Consider the following 18,518-nt stretch of genomic DNA (forward strand, 5'->3'; position numbering starts at 1 on the left):
GAATACAACCAGCAACACCTGGTAACCAACAGTCTTCCCACCCGCCCCGCACGGGGCCGGGACGGGTAACAAGGTTACGGCGGTCATAGCGTGGGGGAAACGCCCGGTCCCATTCCGAACCCGGAAGCTAAGACCCACAGCGCCGATGGTACTGCACCCGGGAGGGTGTGGGAGAGTAGGACACCGCCGGACAACCATTACAGGTCGAGGCCCCCGAAGAACACCTTCGGGGGCCTCCCGCATTTAACCCACACATGCCAACACAGCTGTGCCCCGGTTCGAGGACCGGGGCACAGCTGTTTAACAGCAGCCGGTTAACAAATGCTCAGCGGAAGGCGGGAATCCCCGTGATGTGGTTGCCGAGGACCAGGGTGTGGACTTCGTCGGTGCCCTCGTAGGTGCGCACCGATTCGAGGTTGTTGGCGTGGCGCATGGGCGGGTAGTCCAGGGTGATGCCATTGCCGCCGAGCATGGCCCTGGCTTCCCGGCAGATCCGGATTGCTTCGCGGCAATTATTCAGCTTGCCCGCGGAAATCTGGTGGGGATGCAGCCTTCCGGACTCCTTGAGCCGGCCGATCTGGACGGCCAGCAGCAGTCCCTTGTTGATTTCGAGGGCCATGTTGACCAGCTTCTCCTGGGTCAGCTGGTAGCCGGCGAGCGGCTTGTCGAACTGGATCCGCTCCAGCGAGTAATCGAGGGCGCTCAGGTAGCTGTCCCGTGCAGCTCCCATCGCACCCCAGATGATCCCGTAACGCGCCTCGTTGAGGCATTCGAAGGGGCCGCGCAGGCCTTTGGCCCCGGGCAGGAGGGCTGAACCGGGGAGCCTGACGTCCCGGAGTTCGATGTCGCACTGGATTGAGGCTCGCATGGACAACTTGCGTTCGATCGGCGTCGCCTGGAATCCGGGAGTGTCAGTGGGCACGAGGAAGCCGCGTACGCCGTCGTCGGTCATGGCCCAGATGACCGCGAGCTGCGCGATCGAGGCGAGGCCTATCCAGCGCTTGGATCCGTTGATGATCCAGTCGTCACCCTCGCGCCGCGCGAAGGTCTTCATGCTCCCCGGATCCGAGCCCGCCCCAGGCTCCGTGAGCCCGAAACACCCCACTGCTTCACCGGCGGCCATCCGGGGCAGCCATTGTTGCTTCTGCTCCTCGCTCCCGTGCTTGTGGATCGCGCTCATTGCCAGGGAGCCCTGCACACTGACGAAGGTCCGCAGCCCCGAATCGCCGGCCTCAAGTTCCAAAGCGGCAAGCCCGTATTCAACCGCGGTTCGTCCCGGGCAACCGTAGTCCTTCAGATGCATGCCGAGCAGGCCGAGCGCGCCCATTTCGGGGATGATTTCCACAGGAAAGACCGCGTCTTCATACCAGGCCGCGATATTCGGCCGGATCCTCGCGTCGACAAAGGCGCGGACCTTGTCGCGCAAGGCGAGCTCGTCTTTGGTGAACAGGGAATCGATATCCAGCAGGTCGGCGTTGTCAGGCACGGGTGCTCCATTGCTTTCGGGCGTCATGCCTCCAACGCTAAGGCGCCGGAAGCCCGCCAGGCATTGGATGATCCGCCCGGCGCGGCGACGATACTGGTTAGATTGTCCAGTCTGTTCTTAGCCACCAGCCCGCACCAAACAATCGAACAAAGGCAGCCATGATCAGCCTTGCGCAGCTTCAGCACCGGCTCGGTGCCGAACTCGGCCCATCCACCGGTACCGCGGTTCCGCGGCGGCAGATTTCCGGGGTGCACATCTCCGAGCTCGAAGACCCGACTCCCTACCTGGAGGGTGGGGAACTGCTTCTCACCACCGGGATACCTTTTGCCGGAAGCCTGTCCGGGGGTTCCGCGCGCGTCCATTCCTACGTAGGGCGACTGGTGGAACGCGAGGTTTCGGCCCTGGGCCTCGGCCTGGGAGCGGGGCTCGACGCCGTTCCCGCAGCCTTGGCGGATGCGTGCCGGGACGCCGGGCTGGCGCTGCTCATCGTGCCTGCCGGTGTCCCGTTCATGAATGTTTCCCGTGCGTACTGGGACCTGGTTTCCAGAGCCGGCCAGTCCGATCTTGTGGCGAGCCTGGGCACCCAGACCGCCCTGGCCCGTGCGACGCTGCTGCCGGATGCCAATGCCTCGGTGGTCAAGGCCTTGGCCCAGGCGCTGGGCGGGTGGGCGGCGTACCTGCCGGCAGCGGGGGCGGAGGCGGACGCGGAGACATTCTGGCCGTCGAGCACACACGGGTTAATTCCGCAGCTGCGGGAACAGGCCGCCCGCCTCAACCTGGGTGCGCTGCACTCCGCCGCCACGTTCCAGATCCACGGGAGCGACGTCGTCGAGCATCCTGTCTTGGTAGGCCGCCGAATTGCCGGCTTCCTGGCAGTGGGCGCCGGCCGGAAACTCGGCAAGGCCGACCGCCAGATCATCCAGACCGTCTGCATGCTGCTCGCGCTCAAGGCGCAGCAACAGCAGGAAGCCCTTGCGGCAGGGGCCGCCCTCGATTCGGCGGTGGCCAAACTGCTGCTGGGCGGACACACGGACGCGGCCAGGATGCTGGCACGCGATCTGTCGGTCCCGTTGCCTGGGGGCCCGGTACGGCTCCTGCTCCTGAAAGCTGCCGCGGCGGAGGCTCCCGAGGCGGCGGGCCGGGGCCTGGGCGAGGAGGCCGGCGACGTCGTCGGCCGCCTGCGTGCCGAACACCCGCTGCCCTGGCTCCCCGCCGCCCTGCGCGGCTGCCGGCTGCGGTACTCGGAGGGCGCTGTCTCCTGTTTCATCCTGGACGCCCTGGCCGCAGGCGATGACGTGGAAGCCCCGGTGGCGGCCGGAGGCAATGGGCATCCGCCCGAAAGTGCCGCATTGAGCCGGGTCCTGCCCCTGCACAGGCTGGCCGAAGCCCGCGATGCGCTGGTGGAAGTCCTGCTTTCCGTGCCGCCCGGGACGCTTGCGGTGCCTGGCAGCGGGCAGGCCGTGGACGCACAGGTAGAGGAATGGATCGAATCGCTGCGGAACTTTCCCCGGGCCGATCTCGTGGGTACGGTGCGCAGCTACCTGAGGCACCGGGGCCAGTGGGAAGTGACGGCGAGGGAACTGGCGGTGCACCGAAATTCCCTGCGCCACCGGATCGCCACGGCGGCCAGGATCATCCAGGCGGATCTTGACGATCCGGATGTCGCCGCACGCTTGTGGCTGGGATTGCGTCGGGCCTAGCTCTTTCCGGAGAGCCACTCGCGCAGCGGCGCGTCGTGTTCGCCCAGCGACGGCGGCGCCTGTGTGCGCGGGGGCAGCGGCGGCGTCCAGCTGACCGGATGGCGCACTTGGCGCCCGACGGCGGCTCCCGTGGAGTCGTGCACCTCGATGGTGGGCTCCAGGCCGAGGGACTCGGCGAATTCGAGCCCTTCATCGATTCCTGCCACCCTTCCCGCGGGCACCCCGGCGGCCGTGAGGCGCTCCTGCCAGAGGGCGGCCGGAGCATCCGCAAGGGCTTGCTCCAGCAGGAGGACAAGCTCGCCACGGTTCCGCACGCGCTCCGGGTTGCCGGCGAAACGGGGCTCGGCGGCGAGGCCCGGCAGGCCAAGGACCCTGCAGAAGGCCGCGAACTGGGAGTCGTTTCCGCAGGCCACGGCCAAGGGACCGTCGGCACATCGGAGCAGTTGGTAGGGAGCGATCGAAGGGTGGACGTTTCCCAGCCGGCCTGGCACTGTGCCTGTGCCGAGGAACGCTTGCGCCTGGTTGGCCAGGGCACCTTGCAGGCTGGAGAGCAGATTGACTTCGAGCAAAGCCCCGCGGCCATGGACGCTGCGGGATCGCAGGGCAGCGAGGATGCCGATGGCGGCGTCTTTGGCGGTCAGCACGTCCACCAGCGCGACGCCGGCCTTCATCGCTTCGCCGTCTGCCGCTCCCGTGATGCTCATGAGCCCGCCCATGGCCTGCACCACGAAGTCGTAGCCCGGCAGTCCGGCTCCGCCGGCGCTGCCGAACCCGGAAATGGACGCGTACACCAGGGAAGGGTTGTCCGCAGAGAGTTCCTCATAACCCATGCCCAGCCTGGCCATGGCGCCCGCCTTGAAGTTCTCCACGACGACATCGGCGCGCAGGGCCAATTCCCGCGCCAGCTTCCGGTCGCCAGCATCGCCGAGGTCCAGGCACAGCGACTCCTTGTTCCGGTTCACGCTTTCGAAATACGTCGAACCGGTCGCCGAAAAAGGCGGACCCCAGTTTCTCGTATCGTCGCCACTGCCCGGCCGCTCCACCTTGATCACGCGCGCCCCCAGGTCCGCCAACGTCATGGTGGCAAGAGGTCCGGCGAGGACGCGCGAGAAGTCCGCAACCAGAATGCCCTCAAGCGGCAGCACTGCTTGCTCCGAGGTGTTCGGCTGTTCCATGGAGTCCTTCCGGCGGCGGGAGCTGATAGAGCACACCTTAGGCGCGGCCCGGAAGAGCCGTCGCTGGACAGTTCGTCCCGTCCAGGCCGGAACGTCCCGGCCGGGATTCCTCCTCCAGATGGCCGACCGGCGGACGAACCAGCCACGAAGGAGGCCGACGGCGGCAGGCACCCCCGCCGTCGTCGCCCGTTCCGGCTGTGATGCTTCCCACGGGAAGGCGCCAAAGCGCTCCCGAAATACGGGAGGCAAGGAACCGTCGCCTAGAATTGCAGGAGAGAAACGGGCCGGATCCCGGCGGCGTGAGAACAAAATACGGATACGAGCGGCTGCGCATGCGCCAGTGGTCGGCTCACAACAGGAGGAATCCAGCATGGCTGAGCACAATGGCGGAAACCGCGGCAACTTCGGTGGCGGCAGGGGAGAACGCGGTCCCTTCCGCGCCAACAACAACTCCGGAGGCGATCCGCGCGGATTCCGTTCCCGCGACGACCGTGAAGGCGGCGCCGGCGGACAGCGCGACCGTAAGCCTTTTGGTGATCGGGACCGTAAGCCTTTTGGTGATCGGGACGGCAAGAAGTTCGGTGAGCGTAAGCCTTTCGGTGACCGTCCTGCCCGTGACGGTGAAGAGCGTCGCAGCTTCGGCGGCCCGCGCCGCGAGGGTGAGGAGCGCCGTGGTTTTGGTGAGCGTCCGGCCCGTGATGGTGAGCGCCGTAGTTTCGGCGACCGTGACCGTAAGCCGTTTGGTGAGCGTCCTGCCCGTGATGGTGAGCGCCGTAGTTTCGGCGACCGTGACCGTAAGCCGTTTGGTGAGCGTCCTGCCCGTGATGGTGAGCGCCGTAGTTTCGGCGACCGTGACCGTAAGTCGTTTGGTGAGCGTCCGGCCCGTGATGGTGAGCGCCGTAGCTTTGGTGAGCGTCCTGCCCGCGATGGCGACCGTGACCGTAACTTCGGGGAGCGTAAGCCGTTCGACCGCGACCGCAAGCCGTTTGGTGATCGTCCGCGCCGTGACGGCGAAGAGCGCCGCAGTTTCGGCGAACGTCCTGCCCGCGATGGCGAGCGTCGCAGCTTCGGCGACCGTGACCGTAAGTTCGGGGACCGCCCCGGACGCGGCCCCCGCAACTTCGACGGCCCCCGCGAAGAGCGTCCCGCCCGCGTTCCCAACGCCGCGGACCTGCGCAGCGCCAACCGCTCCGACCGGGAACGCTCGCCGGAAATCGACGACGACGTCACGGGCCAGGAACTGGACCGCGTCACCAAGCACCAGATCAAGACCCTCGAAAGCACTAACGCGAGCTGGGTTGCCAAGCACCTGGTGATGGCCGGCCGCCTCATGGACATCGACCCCGAACTGTCCTTCCAGCACGCCCTTGCCGCCAGCCGCCGCGGCGGCCGCCTCGCCGTTGTCCGCGAAGCCGTAGGCCTCACCGCCTACGCCGCCGGGCACTACGGCGAAGCACTGCGCGAATTCCGCACCTACCGCCGGATCAGCGGCTCCAACGTGCACCTGCCCGTCATGGCCGACTGCGAGCGTGGCCTCGGCCGCCCGGACCGCGCGCTCGACGTCGTCCGTTCCCCGGAAGCCCAGGACCTCGACGCCCCTGGCAAGGTGGAACTGGCCATCGTCGCTTCCGGCGCCCGCGCCGACCTGGGCCAGCTGGACGCCGCAGTCGCCGAACTCGAGATTCCGCAGTTGGACATCAACCGCGCCTTCTCCTACAGCCCACGCCTGTTCCGCGCCTACGCCGAGGCCCTGACCGCCGCGGGCCGTGGCGAGGAAGCCAGCCGCTGGGAGCGCCAGGCCGTCGTGGCCGAAGACGCCCTGGGCGTCGGCCAGTTCGAGGAGCCGGACATCATCGACCTCGGTGAAGACGAGGAGGAGACCGCCAAGCCGCGCTTCCGCCGCGACGAGGCGGCTGCCCCTGAAGCAGAGGGGGACGCGGTAGAGGCACGGCCCGCCGTCCGCGAAGAGGAAGCCCAGGAAAGCGACGACGTGGAACTTGACGACGTCGAATCCGATTACTTTGAATCCGACGACGCCGAATCGGACCACGACTCGGTGGAAGAGGACGTCCTGGAGGACACCGAAACCGGCCAGGAATCCGAGGGAGACAAGCAGAATGACTGAGCCCTCCCTGCTGGCGGGTTTCGATTCTGTTCTCTCCGACCTGGATGGCGTGGTGTACGCCGGACCGCACGCCATTCCCGGCGCGGTGGAGTCCTTGTCCAAGCTCGAGGAAGCCGGCGTCGGCCTGGGGTACGTGACCAACAACGCCTCGCGCACCCCGGCCCAGGTGGCCGCGCACCTGCGTGAACTTGGCGCCCCCGCCGAGGACCACCAGGTGGTGAGCTCTTCGCAGGCTGCGGCTGTCCTCCTGTCCGAATTGCTGGCGCCCGGTTCGCACGTGCTGATCACCGGCAGCGCCGCACTTGCCCACGAGATCGAACTGGTCGGACTCGTCCCCGTCCACGACGCCACCGGGCAACCGGTGGCCGTCGTCCAGGGCTTCAACCCGGAAATCGGCTGGAAGCAGCTCGCTGAGGCCTCCTATGTGGTGGCCGGCGGGGCGCTGTGGGTTGCCACCAACACGGACATGTCCATTCCCCAGGCCCGCGGCATGGCCCCGGGCAACGGCACCCTGGTCGCAGCAGTCTCCGCAGCCACCGGCCAGTCCCCGCGGGTCGCAGGCAAACCCGAGGCGCCGCTCTTCCACGCGGCCGCCAAGCGGCTGGGATCCGAGCGTCCGCTCGTCGTCGGGGACCGCCTCGACACCGACATCCTGGGCGGCAACCGGGCCGGATTCGCGACGGCGGCGGTGCTCACCGGCGTCGACACCCGCGAGTCGATCCTCGCCGCACGCAGCCAGGAACGCCCCAGCTACCTGATTCCCGACCTCACGGCCCTGTACGAGCCGTACCCCGCGATCAGCGAGGACGGCGGGCGTTTCCGTTGCGGCAACTCCACGGCATACGTGCAGGACAGCACCGTCACGGTCGAGGGCCTGGCGGACGAGCTGGACTCCTGGCGCGCCGCCTGTGCAGCGTGGTGGGCGGCCACTCCGGACGCCGCCGAAGCCACGGCTCCGCGTGTGGAATGGATCGAAAACTAGACTGCTGGCATGACTGAAGTGAACGGGCCCCGGGAAGAGATGCGCTGGCCGGACCCGCCGGAAGCCACCGGTGATCCGCTGGTGGACAGGGTTGCGGCCGGGTTGGCGGATATCCCGGCGACGCCTGTGGAGGAACACTTGGCGCTGTACACGGAGATCCACGACGCCTTGCTGTCGGCCCTGGACACCGGAGAAAGCTGATAGATGGCACGCCTTGACCAGGAACTCGTCAGCCGCGGGCTGGCGAGGTCCCGTACCCACGCGGCGAAGCTCATCGCCGACGGCAAAGTCAGCTCCGGCGGCACCGTGCTGCTCAAAGCCTCCCTCCAATGCGGGGAAGGGACCGCCCTCGAAGTCCAGGCCCACGCCGAGGACGCCTACGTCAGCCGCGCCGGTCACAAGCTCGCCGGTGCCCTCGACGCGTTCCCCGACGTTTTGGCCCGGGGCAAACGCTGCCTGGACGCCGGGGCCTCCACCGGCGGCTTCACCGACGTCCTCCTGAAGCGGGGCGCCGCGCAGGTGGTGGCGGTCGACGTCGGGCACGGCCAGCTGGTGCCCGTGCTGCGGGAGGATCCGCGCGTCGTCGTCCATGAGGGCCTCAACGTCAGGTACATGGATCCCGCACAGATCGGCGGCGAAGCCGCCCTCACCGTCGCGGACCTGTCCTTCATCTCCCTGACCCTGGTGCTGGAACCGCTGGCAGCGTGCACAGAACGCGGGGGAGACCTGTTGCTCATGGTCAAGCCGCAGTTCGAAGTCGGCCGGGAACGGCTGTCCCGCACCGGCGTCGTGTCCTCCGCGGAAGAACGACGCCGGGCGGTGGCCGGCGTGGCGCGCGCGGCAGTGGATGCGGGGCTCGATTTGTGCGGCCTGGCGGAAAGCCCGCTGCCCGGCCAGGACGGAAATGTGGAGTACTTCCTGTGGATGAAGCGCAGGATGTCGCCGCTCCTGCCTAAGATCGAAGAGCGCGACGGGCACGTCGACGCACTGTTGGCGAAGATCTGGACCTGAGAACAGGCCACGAGCGGAACGGAAAACCATGAGCAGGCGCGTACTGGTCCTTGCCCACACGGGGCGGGAAGAATCCCTCCGCGCGGCGTGGGATGCCTGCGACGCCCTGCATTCCTCGGGCCTGATACCGGTGATGCAGAAATCCGAGCTCGCTGACGTGGAACGTTTCTTCGGCCACGTGGACAAGCCGATCGAGATCCTGCATGAGGACGTCCGGCTCGAAGACGTGGAACTCGTCATGGTCCTTGGCGGCGACGGCACCATCCTGCGCGCCGCGGAGCTGGTCCGCGAGGTCGACCTGCCGATGCTCGGCGTGAACCTGGGGCACGTGGGCTTCCTCGCCGAAAGCGAACGGGCGGACCTCACCCAGACCGTGGACTGGATCGCCAGCCGCGAATACACGGTCGAAGAGCGCATGACCATCGACGTCCAGGTGTGGGTGCGGGGCCAGAAAATCTGGCACACCTGGGCCCTCAACGAAGCCGCCATCGAAAAAGCGGACCGGGAACGCATGGTCGAAGTGGTCACCGAAGTGGACGAACGCCCCCTGACCTCCTTCGGCTGCGACGGCGTGGTGCTGGCCACCCCCACGGGCTCCACGGCCTACGCCTTCTCCTCGGGCGGGCCCGTCGTGTGGCCCGAGGTCGAAGCCCTGGTGATCGTGCCCATCAGCGCCCACGCGCTCTTCGCCAAGCCCCTGGTGGTATCCCCGCGTTCCAAACTCGCCGTGGAGATCCTGAACCGCACCGACGCCAAGGGCGTGCTCTGGTGCGACGGCAGGCGCTCCGTGGACCTGCCGCCGGGTGCCCGTGTGGAAGTCACCCGCTCCACCCGGCCCGTGCGCCTGGCCCGCACCCACCAGACGCCATTCTCGGCCCGCCTGGTCCGCAAGTTCGAACTTCCCATCCACGGCTGGCGCGGCCCGGTGCCGCGCTCGGCCGAGATCCACACCGGCCCCGTCCCGGTGGTCCGTACGCCCATGCCCACGCCCCTGCCGGGTCCGCATGATCCCGGGTACGAAAACCCCGGCGAAGCCACAAAGGAGAGCTGATCCATGATCGAGGAACTGCGCATCCGCGACCTCGGCGTCATCACCGACGCCACCCTGCCGCTTGGCCCGGGGCTGAGCGTCGTCACAGGCGAAACCGGCGCCGGCAAGACCATGGTGGTCACCGCCGTCGGGCTGCTGCTGGGCTCGCGTTCCGACGCCGGCGCCGTCCGGACCGGGGCGAAGTCCGCCTCCGCGGAGGCGCTGCTCACCCTTGATCCCGGGCACGCCGCCGTCGGGCGCGCCTTGGAAGCCGGCGGCGAGGCAGAGGAGTACGACGGCGGCGCGCAGCTCCTGCTCGCCCGCACCGTTGGTGCAGACGGCCGCAGCCGGGCGTACGTGGGCGGCCGCTCGGCACCCGTCGGCGTGCTCGCCGAACTCGGCGAGAGCCTGGTGGTGGTGCACGGCCAATCGGACCAGATCCGGCTCAAGAGCGTCACGGCGCAGCGGAACGCACTCGACCGTTTTGCCGGGGCCGAGCTCGCAGGAATCCTGGGCGGCTACCAGGAGCTCTACGGCCGCTGGAAAGCGGACCAGGCCGAACTGGACACCCTCCGCAGCGAGGCGCGGGAACGCCTGCGCGAGGCCGAATCCCTGCAGGCGGCGCTGGAGGAGATCGACGGCGTCGATCCCCAGCCCGGCGAGGACGAAGCCCTCAAGGGTGAAGCCGTGAAGCTCGCCAACGTGGAGGAACTGCGCATCGCCGCGGCCGCCGCGCACGAAGCCCTGATCGCCGAGGACTTCGGCGACAGCGGAGACGCCACCACCCTGGTCGATTCGGCCAAGCGGCTGCTGGAACAGGTGGCCGAGCACGACGAGGCGCTCGGGGCAGCGGCGTCCCGGCTCGCCGAGGTCGGCTTCCTGCTCAACGACATCGCCGCCGAACTCTCCAGCTACCAGGCTTCGCTCGACTCCGAAGGCCCGGAACGGCTTGCCGAGATCGAGGAACGCCGGGCCGTGCTGGCCAAGCTCATCCGCAAGTATGCCCCCAGCATCGACGAGGTCCTGGAATGGGCCGCCACTGCACGGGTCCGCCTGGACGAACTGCAGGACGACTCCTCCCGGATCGAAGCCCTGGAGGCCGCGGTGACGTCCGCCGAGGCCGAACTGCGCAAGCAGGCGGCCCGGATCAGCAAGGCCCGCGGCAAGGCGGCCAAGGGCCTCTCGACGCGCGTCAGCGCGGAACTGACCGCCCTTGCGATGGCCGACGCCACCCTGGTGATCGAGGTGCAGGACAGCGGGGACCTTGGCCCGCACGGCCAGGATGACGTCGCGTTCCTGCTGCAGCCGCACTCGGGGGCGCCTGCTCGTCCGCTCGGCAAGGGAGCATCGGGCGGCGAACTTTCCCGCGTGATGCTGGCCATCGAGGTGGTCCTTGCCGCGGTGGACCCGGTCCCCACCTTCGTCTTCGACGAGGTCGATGCAGGCGTGGGCGGCAAGGCCGCCGTCGAAATCGGCCGCCGGCTCGCGATGCTGGCCCGCCACGTCCAGGTCCTGGTGGTCACGCACCTGCCGCAGGTGGCCGCTTTCGCCAACCAGCACATCCGTGTGACCAAGACCTCGGTGCGGGGCGCGGACGGCAAGACCTCCACCGGGTTCACCTCCAGCGACGTGCAGCTGCTGGACGAGGATGAGCGCGTGCGGGAGCTGGCGAGGATGCTCGCCGGACAGGAAGATTCCGAGTCCGCCCGCGCCCACGCGCAGGAATTGCTCGACGACGCCAAGCTCCTGCCGCAGCCAGCGTAGCCTGCGCGGGGCCCCGGGGCGGGTCCGGGACGGCAATTCCCGCCGGCAGGCTCTTGCCCGCGGGAGGCACCGCAGGAGAGCATGGATCATTTGGGGAAACAAGCGGCGGAACCCTTGGAGGCGCAATTGATGATAAGCTCGAATTCCGTGGTGCAGCGATCTAATTCCCGTGTAAATTCCCGGTTCCCGGGCTCGTCCAAGACGACCAAACACATCTTTGTCACCGGCGGTGTGGCGTCCTCGCTCGGAAAGGGACTGACGGCGTCCAGCCTCGGCCACCTGCTCCGGGCACGCGGTCTGTCTGTAACTATGCAGAAGCTCGATCCCTACCTCAACGTGGATCCGGGCACGATGAATCCCTTCCAGCACGGCGAAGTCTTCGTCACCGACGACGGCGCCGAGACCGACCTCGACATCGGACACTACGAGCGCTTCCTCGACGAAAATCTCGAAGGCTCGGCCAACGTCACGACCGGCCAGATCTACTCGACCGTCATTGCCAAGGAACGCCGCGGCGAATACCTCGGCGACACCGTCCAGGTCATCCCGCACATCACCGATGAGATCAAGCGCCGCATGCGCCTGCCCGCCGAAGGCAAGAACGCTCCGGACGTCATCATCACCGAAATCGGCGGCACCGTAGGCGATATCGAATCCCAGCCCTTCCTGGAATCCGCCCGCCAAGTCCGTCAGGACATCGGCCGCAACAACGCCTTCTTCCTGCACGTATCCCTGGTGCCGTACATCGGCCCGTCCCAGGAACTGAAGACCAAACCCACGCAGCACTCCGTGGCAGCCCTGCGTTCCATCGGCATCCAGCCCGAGGCGATCGTGATCCGTTCGGACCGCGAAGTCCCCGACGCGATGCGCGCGAAGATCGGCCGCATGTGCGACGTCGACATCGACGCCGTGATCAATGCCGCCGACGCCCCGAGCATCTACGACATCCCCAAGACCCTGCACGCCCAGGGTCTGGATTCCTACATCGTGCGCGCCCTGGACCTGCCATTCAAGGACGTCGACTGGACCAAGTGGGACAAGCTGCTCGAAGCGGTCCACAACCCCAAGCACGAGGTCGAGGTTGCCCTGGTGGGCAAGTACATCGACCTGCCGGACGCCTACCTCTCCGTGACCGAGGCGCTGCGCGCCGGCGGTTTCGCCAACGAGGCCAAGGTCAAGATCCGCTGGGTCCCCTCCGACGAGTGCGAAACTCTCGAAGGCGCCCAGAAGTCCCTGGCCGGCGTGGACGCCATCTGTGTCCCGGGCGGATTCGGCATCCGGGGCCTTGAAGGCAAGCTCGGCGCCCTCAAGTTCGCCCGCGAAACCAAGCTCCCGGTCCTTGGCCTGTGCCTCGGCCTGCAGTGCATGGTGATCGAGTATGCCCGCAACGTAGTCGGCCTGGAAGGTGCGTCCTCGAGCGAGTTCGAACCGGATTCGAAGTACCCGGTCATCGCCACCATGGAAGAGCAGTTGGACATCGTGGACGGCAAGGGCGACCTCGGCGGCACGATGCGCCTGGGCCTGTACGACGCCAAGCTGGACGAAGGCTCGGTTGTTGCCGAAACCTACGGCGCCACCGCGGTCAGCGAACGCCACCGCCACCGCTACGAGGTGAACAACAAGTACCGCGAGCAGATCGCCGCTGAAGGCCTGGTGTTTTCCGGCACCTCCCCGGACGGCAAGCTGGTCGAGTTCGTCGAACTGCCCCGCGAGGTACACCCGTACTACGTGGCCACGCAGGCGCACCCCGAGCTCAGCTCCCGCCCGACCCGCCCGCACCCGCTGTTCGCCGGCCTGGTGAAGGCCGCCCTGGACCGCCAAAGCGGCGCCGCGGCAGCCAAGACGGCGAGCAAAGCAACGGCAGCAGCAAAGTAGTTCACACAGCACCCGCGAAGGACGGCGCGATGCCCGGCAGTTCCGAATCTTCCAGCAGTTCCCGGCAGTTTTCGGACACACCGAGCCCGCGCCGTCTTTTGTCGTCCAGCAAGGTCTATGAGGGCCGGATCTGGGACGTTGTCAGCGACGCCTTCGAGCTCGCCGAGGACAGCGGCACCCTGGTCCGCGACTACATCGACCACCCGGGCGCTGTCGCCGTCCTTCCGATGAACGACGACGGCGACATCCTGCTGCTCAAGCAGTACCGGCATCCGGTGGGCATGGACCTCTGGGAGATTCCCGCCGGCCTGCTGGACATCGAGGGGGAGGACTTCGTCGCCGGCGCCGCGCGCGAACTGGCGGAGGAAGCCGACCTGCAGGCCGCAGAGTGGAACGTCCTGGCGGACTTCTTCAATTCGCCCGGTTCCTCCAGCGAAGCGATCCGGATCTACCTGGCCCGCGGCCTGTCCGATGTCCCGGAAGCCGAACGCCACGTCCGCACGGACGAGGAAGCCGAAATCGAGCTGCGCTGGGTCTCCTTGGACGACGCCGTCGCCGCCGTCCTGGAAGGCCGGTTGCACAACCCCTCGGCCGTCGTCGGGATCCTTGCCGCCGCGGCCGCACGCGCCGGCGGCTTCGCCGGACTGCGGCCCGGCAACACACCTTGGCCGGCCCACCCCAGCCAGCGCTGAGCATGCAGCCGGGGGAAGGCACACGCGCGGTTACCGCCGTCGACCGGGGGGTCAGCGACTACCTGCAGCACCTGGGAGTGGAACGCGGCCTGGCCAGCAACACGCTCTCCGCCTACCGGCGCGACCTCTCGCGCTACGCCAACTTCCTCGCCGCCGCCGGCGTCGACAAGCCCGGCAACGTCACCCGGCATGACGTCACGGCATTCGTGCAGGCGCTGTCGGACGGTTCCGACGGGGCCACGGCCCTGGGTGTGCGCTCCGCCGCGCGGACCGTGGTTGCTGTGCGCGGCCTCCACAAGTTCTGGGCCCTCGAAGGAACCACGACGGCGGATCCCGCCAGCGATGTCCATCCGCCGATGCCCGGCAAACGGCTGCCCAAGGCGATCAGCGTGGACGAGGTCACCCGGATCCTCGAAGCCGCAGGGACGGACACCCCGACAGGTTTGCGCGACCGCGCCCTGCTCGAATTCCTCTACTCCACCGGCGCACGCATCAGCGAAGCCGTGGGGCTCGACGTGGACGACGTCGCCCTGCAGCAGGACAACGGGCAGGATTCCGACGGGCCAGCGATCGTCCGGCTGTTCGGCAAGGGCTCCAAGGAGCGCCTGGTGCCGTTGGGTTCCTACGGGGCACGTGCCGTCGGCTCCTACCTCGTGCGCGGACGGCCAACCCTCGCCGGCAAGGGCAAGGGCACCCCTGCCCTTTTCCTCAACGCGCGGGGCGGGCGGATCAGCCGCCAGAGCGCGTGGACCATCCTGAAGACCGCCGCGGAGAAGGCCAGGATCACCAAGGACGTCTCGCCGCACACGCTGCGCCATTCCTTCGCCACCCACCTGCTGGAAGGCGGTGCGGACGTCCGTGTGGTCCAGGAACTCCTGGGCCATGCGTCCGTGACCACCACCCAGGTGTACACCCTGGTCACGGCTGATACCCTCCGCGAAGTGTACGCCGCCGCCCATCCCCGCGCCTTCGGCTGAGCATCCCGGAAATTTTTTCCAGGCGATGTAAGAAACCGCCGCTCCCGCGACACTAAGTGTTTAGAATCGAGCCATCGAGTCCGGGGGGATCAAGAAAGATGTTGGCTGCCAGGGAGCACGAGTTCGTAGCGCTGCACTCTCAGCACTTCACTCGGGTCTATCACTACATCGCGTACCGCATCAACGACCAGGCGCGGGCGGAGGAGCTCGCCGCGGACGTCTTCCGCATCGTCTGGGAAAAACGACTCGAGGAGCCGCCGGGCATCGGCTGGCTCATCGCGACCGCCAGGAACGTGCTGGGCAACGAATACAAGGGCCGGCGCCGCCGCGAACAGCTCGCCGAACGGCTGGCGGAGGAAGCCCGCACCCAAGGCGAAGCAGCCGACGACGGCCAGCGCGCCGCCGTCGCCGATGTCCTGACGCGCCTGAACGACCGCGACCGGGAAGTGCTCATGCTCAGCTACTGGGATGACCTGAGTACCGCCGAGCTGGCCGAAAGCCTTGAATGTTCGCCCTCCGCTGCCGCCGTCCGGCTGCACAGGGCACGGAAGGCCTTCGCGAAAGCCGCCCCCTCACACCTCATGACAGAACGGAAGGGCTAGCCATGGACCGCATCGAGCAACTCATGAAAGACGCCAAGCCGCGCGTCGGCGAGCCGGGTATCACGTCGGGCGTCGACTCGGCCCGTTCCATCGTGTTCTCCACCGACCCGAACGTTGTGTCCCTGGCCGGCCGGAGGCCTGCGCGGCGCACCGCCGTGCGTGCCGCCGCGGCAACCCTGGTCGCCGCCGCAGCCGTTGCGGCCGCCGTCGTGATCGGCGGAAGCCTGGTGCCGCAGCCGGCACCGGATCCTGCCAACACCGGCACACCGTCGATTTCCGCGAGCCCGAGCCCGACGCCGACACCGACGCAGACCACCGGCCTGAGCACCAACGGTGTGGCGTGCACTGTTGCCAACATCGACCTGCGCCGCAGCACCCAGAACCCCGTGACCGAAGCCATTCCGGCCGCGGAACAGAAGTACTACACCGTGCTGGGATGCGCGGACGGCTGGCTCGCGTACGTCCTCTCCGAGGAAGGGTTCCGGACCGTGGCCGGGGACGGCGGCGACGCCTGGTACAACATTGCCAAGCTGCAGGACAACAAGCGCTTCCTCACGGATTTCCAGCAGCCGTGGTCCAGCGTCTACAGCTGGAAGTTCCAGGCACTGAACAACGACGTCTCGCAGAACGGCCAGCACCTCACGCCGCAGCAGGCCATGGACAAGGAATTCGCGGAGAAGGGCATCCCCGTGGAAATCCGGCCGCAACTGGTGGGTGACGGCCCCGCGGCAGCAACCACCGGGGCTCCACAAAGCCTGGGCACCTACACCAGCCCGGACGGACGGGTGAGCTTCAACTACCCGGCCCAGTGGACCGTGCAATCGAAGGAAAGCAGCACACCGGGGGCCGTGAACCTGGCAGTGAACGACGCCGCAGGCAAGAAGGTTGCGGAACTCGTGTTCGGAACCCAGGGCGGCGGCCTCGGCGGCGGCTGCGCCACGCCGGTCCCATACACGGTGCTCGATTACGTCGAGGTTCCCTTGCCCTACGACGAGGCGTTCGAAGGCGTCATCACGCCCCGCTTTGCCTACCGGGCCATGGAAAGCAACGGGAAGGTCCTGGCCTCCTACGGCCTGACCAGCACCGTGGGCGGCGCGGACGGGAAGACCTGCCTCATCTACAACGTGGTCAACGGTCCGGAGGAATCGCCCACCTACATGTTCGCCAGCGGCGTGCAGATGCGCTCCGATCTCAGCGAACAGGAAGCGAAAGCCGAAGGCGTCCTGGTCTTCAACACCATGGATGAGGCCATCGCCTACCGGAACAGTGAGGAATACCGGCAGGTCAAGTCGATGATCACCTCGCTCAAGATCCAGGGACGCGACTATTCAGTCGGCCAGTGAGACCCGTACCGGCGATAGGGTGGGGGACATGGAATTCGCCGCCGTCACCCTTTGCTTCCTGGTCCGGGACATGCCCGACGGCGGCCGCGAGGTCCTGCTCGGACAGAAGAAGACAGGATTCGGCGCGGGCAAGGTGGTGGGCCTGGGCGGGCACGTCGAGCCAGGCGAAAGCGACGCCGAAGCCGCCTGCCGGGAAGTCTTCGAGGAGTCCGGGGTGACGGTCCGGGAAACGGATCTGGTGGACGCCGGCACGGTCCGGTTTGTGTTCCCCGCGCGACCCGAGTGGAATATGTCCACCCGCTTGTTCATGACCACGCGCTGGGAAGGCGAACCGCGGGAAAGCCCGGAAATCGCGCCGGAGTGGTTCGCGGCGGACGCCTTGCCCGTCGAACGCATGTGGCAGGACGCCGAGCATTGGTTGCCCATGGCACTGGGCGGCGGCATCCTCGACATCGACGTTGTCCTCAACGACGACAACAGCACGGTCAGCCACGTGACGCACCGCTAGCTGATGCACTGAACAGCACGCCGGGCCGGCCACCATCAGGTGACCGGCCCGCCGTCGTTGTTTCCGCCGTCGTGGTTCCTGTCAGGGAAGGTGCCGCTCGTCCACGCCGTTGTATTCGCTCAGCGGGCGGATCAGCGAATTGGAACCGAGCTGTTCCATGACGTGGGCGGTCCAGCCGGTGATGCGGCTGGCCACGAACAAGGGAGTGAAGGTGGGGGTGTCGAAGCCCATCAGGTGGTAGGTGGGCCCGGCGGGGTAGTCGAGGTTCGGCTTGATGCCCTTGGCCTCGTCCATGGCCTGTTCCAGGCCGTTGTAGAGCCCCAGCAGTTCCGGCCGGCCGTAGTGGGCGATCATCTTGTCCAAGGCGGCCTTCATGGTGGGCACCCGGGAATCGCCGTGCTTGTAGACCCGGTGGCCGAAGCCCATGACCTTCTTCTTCTGCGCGAGGGCCTGCTCCATCCAGGCCCTCGCCCGGGCCGCGGCGTCCTCCATGGACTCTTCGGCGCGGATGCCGATTTCGTCGAAGGTGTGCATCACGGCCTCGTTGGCGCCGCCGTGCAGCGGGCCCTTGAGGGCACCGATGGCGGCCGTAACGGCGGAGTGGAGGTCGGACAACGTGGAGGTGACCACGCGCGCCGTGAAGGTGGACGCGTTGAAGGAGTGCTCGGCGTACAGGATCATCGAGACGTTGAAGGCCTTCACGACCTCCTCTACAGGATCCTCGCCGAACGCCATCCACAGGAAGTTCGCCGAGTAGCCCAGCTCATCGCGCGGCGGGACCAGGTCCTGGCCGCGGCGGCGGCGCTGGTCGTAGGCGACGATCGCGGGCATCGCGGCGAACAGGTCCACGGCCTTCTTCATGTTGGCCTCGGGCGAGGAGTCCTCGGCCAGCGGGTGCCGGGCCCCCATCACGGAGGCGGCCGTGCGGCACACATCCATTGGGTGCGATTCCAGCGGCAGGGTGTCGACCACCTGCTTCACCACAGGGTCCAGCGCGCGGCCGGCGCGCTCGCGGGCAGTGAACTCCGCGAGCTGCTCCGGCGTCGGCAGTTCGCCGTTCCACAACAGGTAGGCGACTTCCTCGAAGCTGCACCGGGCTGCGAGTTCCTGCACGGGATACCCGCGGTACAGCAGCGAGTTGGTGTCCGGATTGACCTTGGAAATCGCGGTGTAGTCCACGACGACGCCGGCCAGCCCCTTCTTGATTTCTTCAGCAGCCATGCCGAACTCCTTCGTTCATCTGGCAGG

General features: G+C 67.6%; 17 protein-coding genes and 1 rRNA gene. 14 read left to right on the forward strand and 4 right to left on the reverse strand.

Features of this window, described 5'->3' with window-relative positions; translation table 11 throughout:
• The first annotated feature begins 75 nt into the window (after nucleotides 1-75).
• Nucleotides 76-192, forward strand: a 5S ribosomal RNA gene (gene rrf / locus ACN9M4_RS07580).
• Nucleotides 193-325: 133 nt separating this feature from the next.
• Here the strand turns inward: rrf and ACN9M4_RS07585 are convergent.
• Nucleotides 326-1,513: an acyl-CoA dehydrogenase family protein gene (locus tag ACN9M4_RS07585; RefSeq protein WP_426302926.1), complete on the reverse strand. Its 1,188-nt coding sequence runs from the start codon at nucleotides 1,511-1,513 to the stop codon at nucleotides 326-328.
• Nucleotides 1,514-1,644: 131 nt separating this feature from the next.
• Between ACN9M4_RS07585 and ACN9M4_RS07590 the strand changes: the two genes are divergently transcribed.
• The gene (locus tag ACN9M4_RS07590) at nucleotides 1,645-3,186 is read left to right on the forward strand and encodes a PucR family transcriptional regulator ligand-binding domain-containing protein (RefSeq protein WP_426302927.1); all 1,542 of its coding nucleotides are present in this window, start codon (nucleotides 1,645-1,647) and stop codon (nucleotides 3,184-3,186) included.
• Here the strand turns inward: ACN9M4_RS07590 and ACN9M4_RS07595 are convergent.
• Nucleotides 3,183-4,361: a CaiB/BaiF CoA transferase family protein gene (locus ACN9M4_RS07595; RefSeq protein WP_426302928.1), complete on the reverse strand. Its 1,179-nt coding sequence runs from the start codon at nucleotides 4,359-4,361 to the stop codon at nucleotides 3,183-3,185. The two genes, ACN9M4_RS07590 and ACN9M4_RS07595, sit on opposite strands and share 4 nt — an antisense overlap.
• Nucleotides 4,362-4,710: 349 nt before the next feature.
• The gene (locus ACN9M4_RS07600; RefSeq protein ID WP_426302929.1) at nucleotides 4,711-5,622 is read right to left on the reverse strand and encodes a hypothetical protein; all 912 of its coding nucleotides are present in this window, start codon (nucleotides 5,620-5,622) and stop codon (nucleotides 4,711-4,713) included.
• Nucleotides 5,623-5,676: 54 nt separating this feature from the next.
• Here ACN9M4_RS07600 and ACN9M4_RS07605 point away from each other — a divergent pair, with 54 nt between their 5' ends.
• The 12 genes from ACN9M4_RS07605 (at nucleotide 5,677) to ACN9M4_RS07660 (ending at nucleotide 17,270) form a co-directional block, all read left to right on the forward strand.
• A complete protein-coding gene (locus ACN9M4_RS07605; RefSeq protein WP_426302930.1) occupies nucleotides 5,677-6,486 on the forward strand; it encodes a hypothetical protein in 810 nt (269 codons plus the stop codon).
• Complete coding sequence (locus tag ACN9M4_RS07610; RefSeq protein ID WP_426302931.1) at nucleotides 6,479-7,468, forward strand: HAD-IIA family hydrolase; 990 nt, start codon at nucleotides 6,479-6,481, stop codon at nucleotides 7,466-7,468. Before ACN9M4_RS07605 ends, ACN9M4_RS07610 begins: the two co-directional genes overlap by 8 nt.
• 9 nt (nucleotides 7,469-7,477) lie before the next feature.
• Entirely contained in the window at nucleotides 7,478-7,669 is a 192-nt protein-coding gene (locus tag ACN9M4_RS07615; RefSeq protein ID WP_426302932.1) for a hypothetical protein, read from the forward strand.
• 3 nt (nucleotides 7,670-7,672) lie between these two features.
• Nucleotides 7,673-8,479, forward strand: coding sequence for a TlyA family RNA methyltransferase (locus ACN9M4_RS07620; protein ID WP_426302933.1), 807 nt, complete (start codon nucleotides 7,673-7,675; stop codon nucleotides 8,477-8,479).
• Between the two features lie 28 nt (nucleotides 8,480-8,507).
• Nucleotides 8,508-9,530, forward strand: coding sequence for an NAD kinase (locus tag ACN9M4_RS07625; RefSeq protein WP_426302934.1), 1,023 nt, complete (start codon nucleotides 8,508-8,510; stop codon nucleotides 9,528-9,530).
• 3 nt (nucleotides 9,531-9,533) lie between these two features.
• Nucleotides 9,534-11,273 (forward strand): DNA repair protein RecN, encoded by a 1,740-nt coding sequence (recN, locus tag ACN9M4_RS07630; protein ID WP_426302935.1) that lies wholly within the window; start codon nucleotides 9,534-9,536, stop codon nucleotides 11,271-11,273.
• 129 nt (nucleotides 11,274-11,402) lie between these two features.
• Nucleotides 11,403-13,148, forward strand: a complete 1,746-nt coding sequence (locus tag ACN9M4_RS07635; protein ID WP_426303424.1) for a CTP synthase — start codon at nucleotides 11,403-11,405, stop codon at nucleotides 13,146-13,148.
• Nucleotides 13,149-13,177: 29 nt separating this feature from the next.
• On the forward strand, nucleotides 13,178-13,840 hold the full coding sequence (locus ACN9M4_RS07640) for an NUDIX domain-containing protein (protein ID WP_426302936.1): 663 nt from the start codon (nucleotides 13,178-13,180) through the stop codon (nucleotides 13,838-13,840).
• Nucleotides 13,841-13,842: 2 nt separating this feature from the next.
• A complete protein-coding gene (gene xerD, locus ACN9M4_RS07645; RefSeq protein WP_426302937.1) occupies nucleotides 13,843-14,817 on the forward strand; it encodes a site-specific tyrosine recombinase XerD in 975 nt (324 codons plus the stop codon).
• A 98-nt stretch (nucleotides 14,818-14,915) separates the two neighbouring features.
• Nucleotides 14,916-15,419 carry an RNA polymerase sigma factor gene (locus ACN9M4_RS07650; protein WP_426302938.1) on the forward strand — a complete coding sequence of 168 codons (504 nt, stop codon included), beginning with the start codon at nucleotides 14,916-14,918 and terminating at the stop codon, nucleotides 15,417-15,419.
• Nucleotides 15,420-15,421: 2 nt separating this feature from the next.
• Nucleotides 15,422-16,762 carry a hypothetical protein gene (locus tag ACN9M4_RS07655; RefSeq protein WP_426302939.1) on the forward strand — a complete coding sequence of 447 codons (1,341 nt, stop codon included), beginning with the start codon at nucleotides 15,422-15,424 and terminating at the stop codon, nucleotides 16,760-16,762.
• Nucleotides 16,763-16,790: 28 nt separating this feature from the next.
• Nucleotides 16,791-17,270: an 8-oxo-dGTP diphosphatase gene (locus ACN9M4_RS07660; RefSeq protein WP_426302940.1), complete on the forward strand. Its 480-nt coding sequence runs from the start codon at nucleotides 16,791-16,793 to the stop codon at nucleotides 17,268-17,270.
• Between the two features lie 81 nt (nucleotides 17,271-17,351).
• On the opposite strand, the gene ACN9M4_RS07665 is transcribed toward ACN9M4_RS07660, so the two are convergent.
• Entirely contained in the window at nucleotides 17,352-18,491 is a 1,140-nt protein-coding gene (locus ACN9M4_RS07665) for a bifunctional 2-methylcitrate synthase/citrate synthase (protein ID WP_426302941.1), read from the reverse strand.
• Between the last annotated feature and the right edge of the window lie 27 nt (nucleotides 18,492-18,518).

Source organism: Arthrobacter sp. R-11 (assembly GCF_049913155.1).
Classification (GTDB): Bacteria; Actinomycetota; Actinomycetes; order Actinomycetales; family Micrococcaceae; genus Arthrobacter.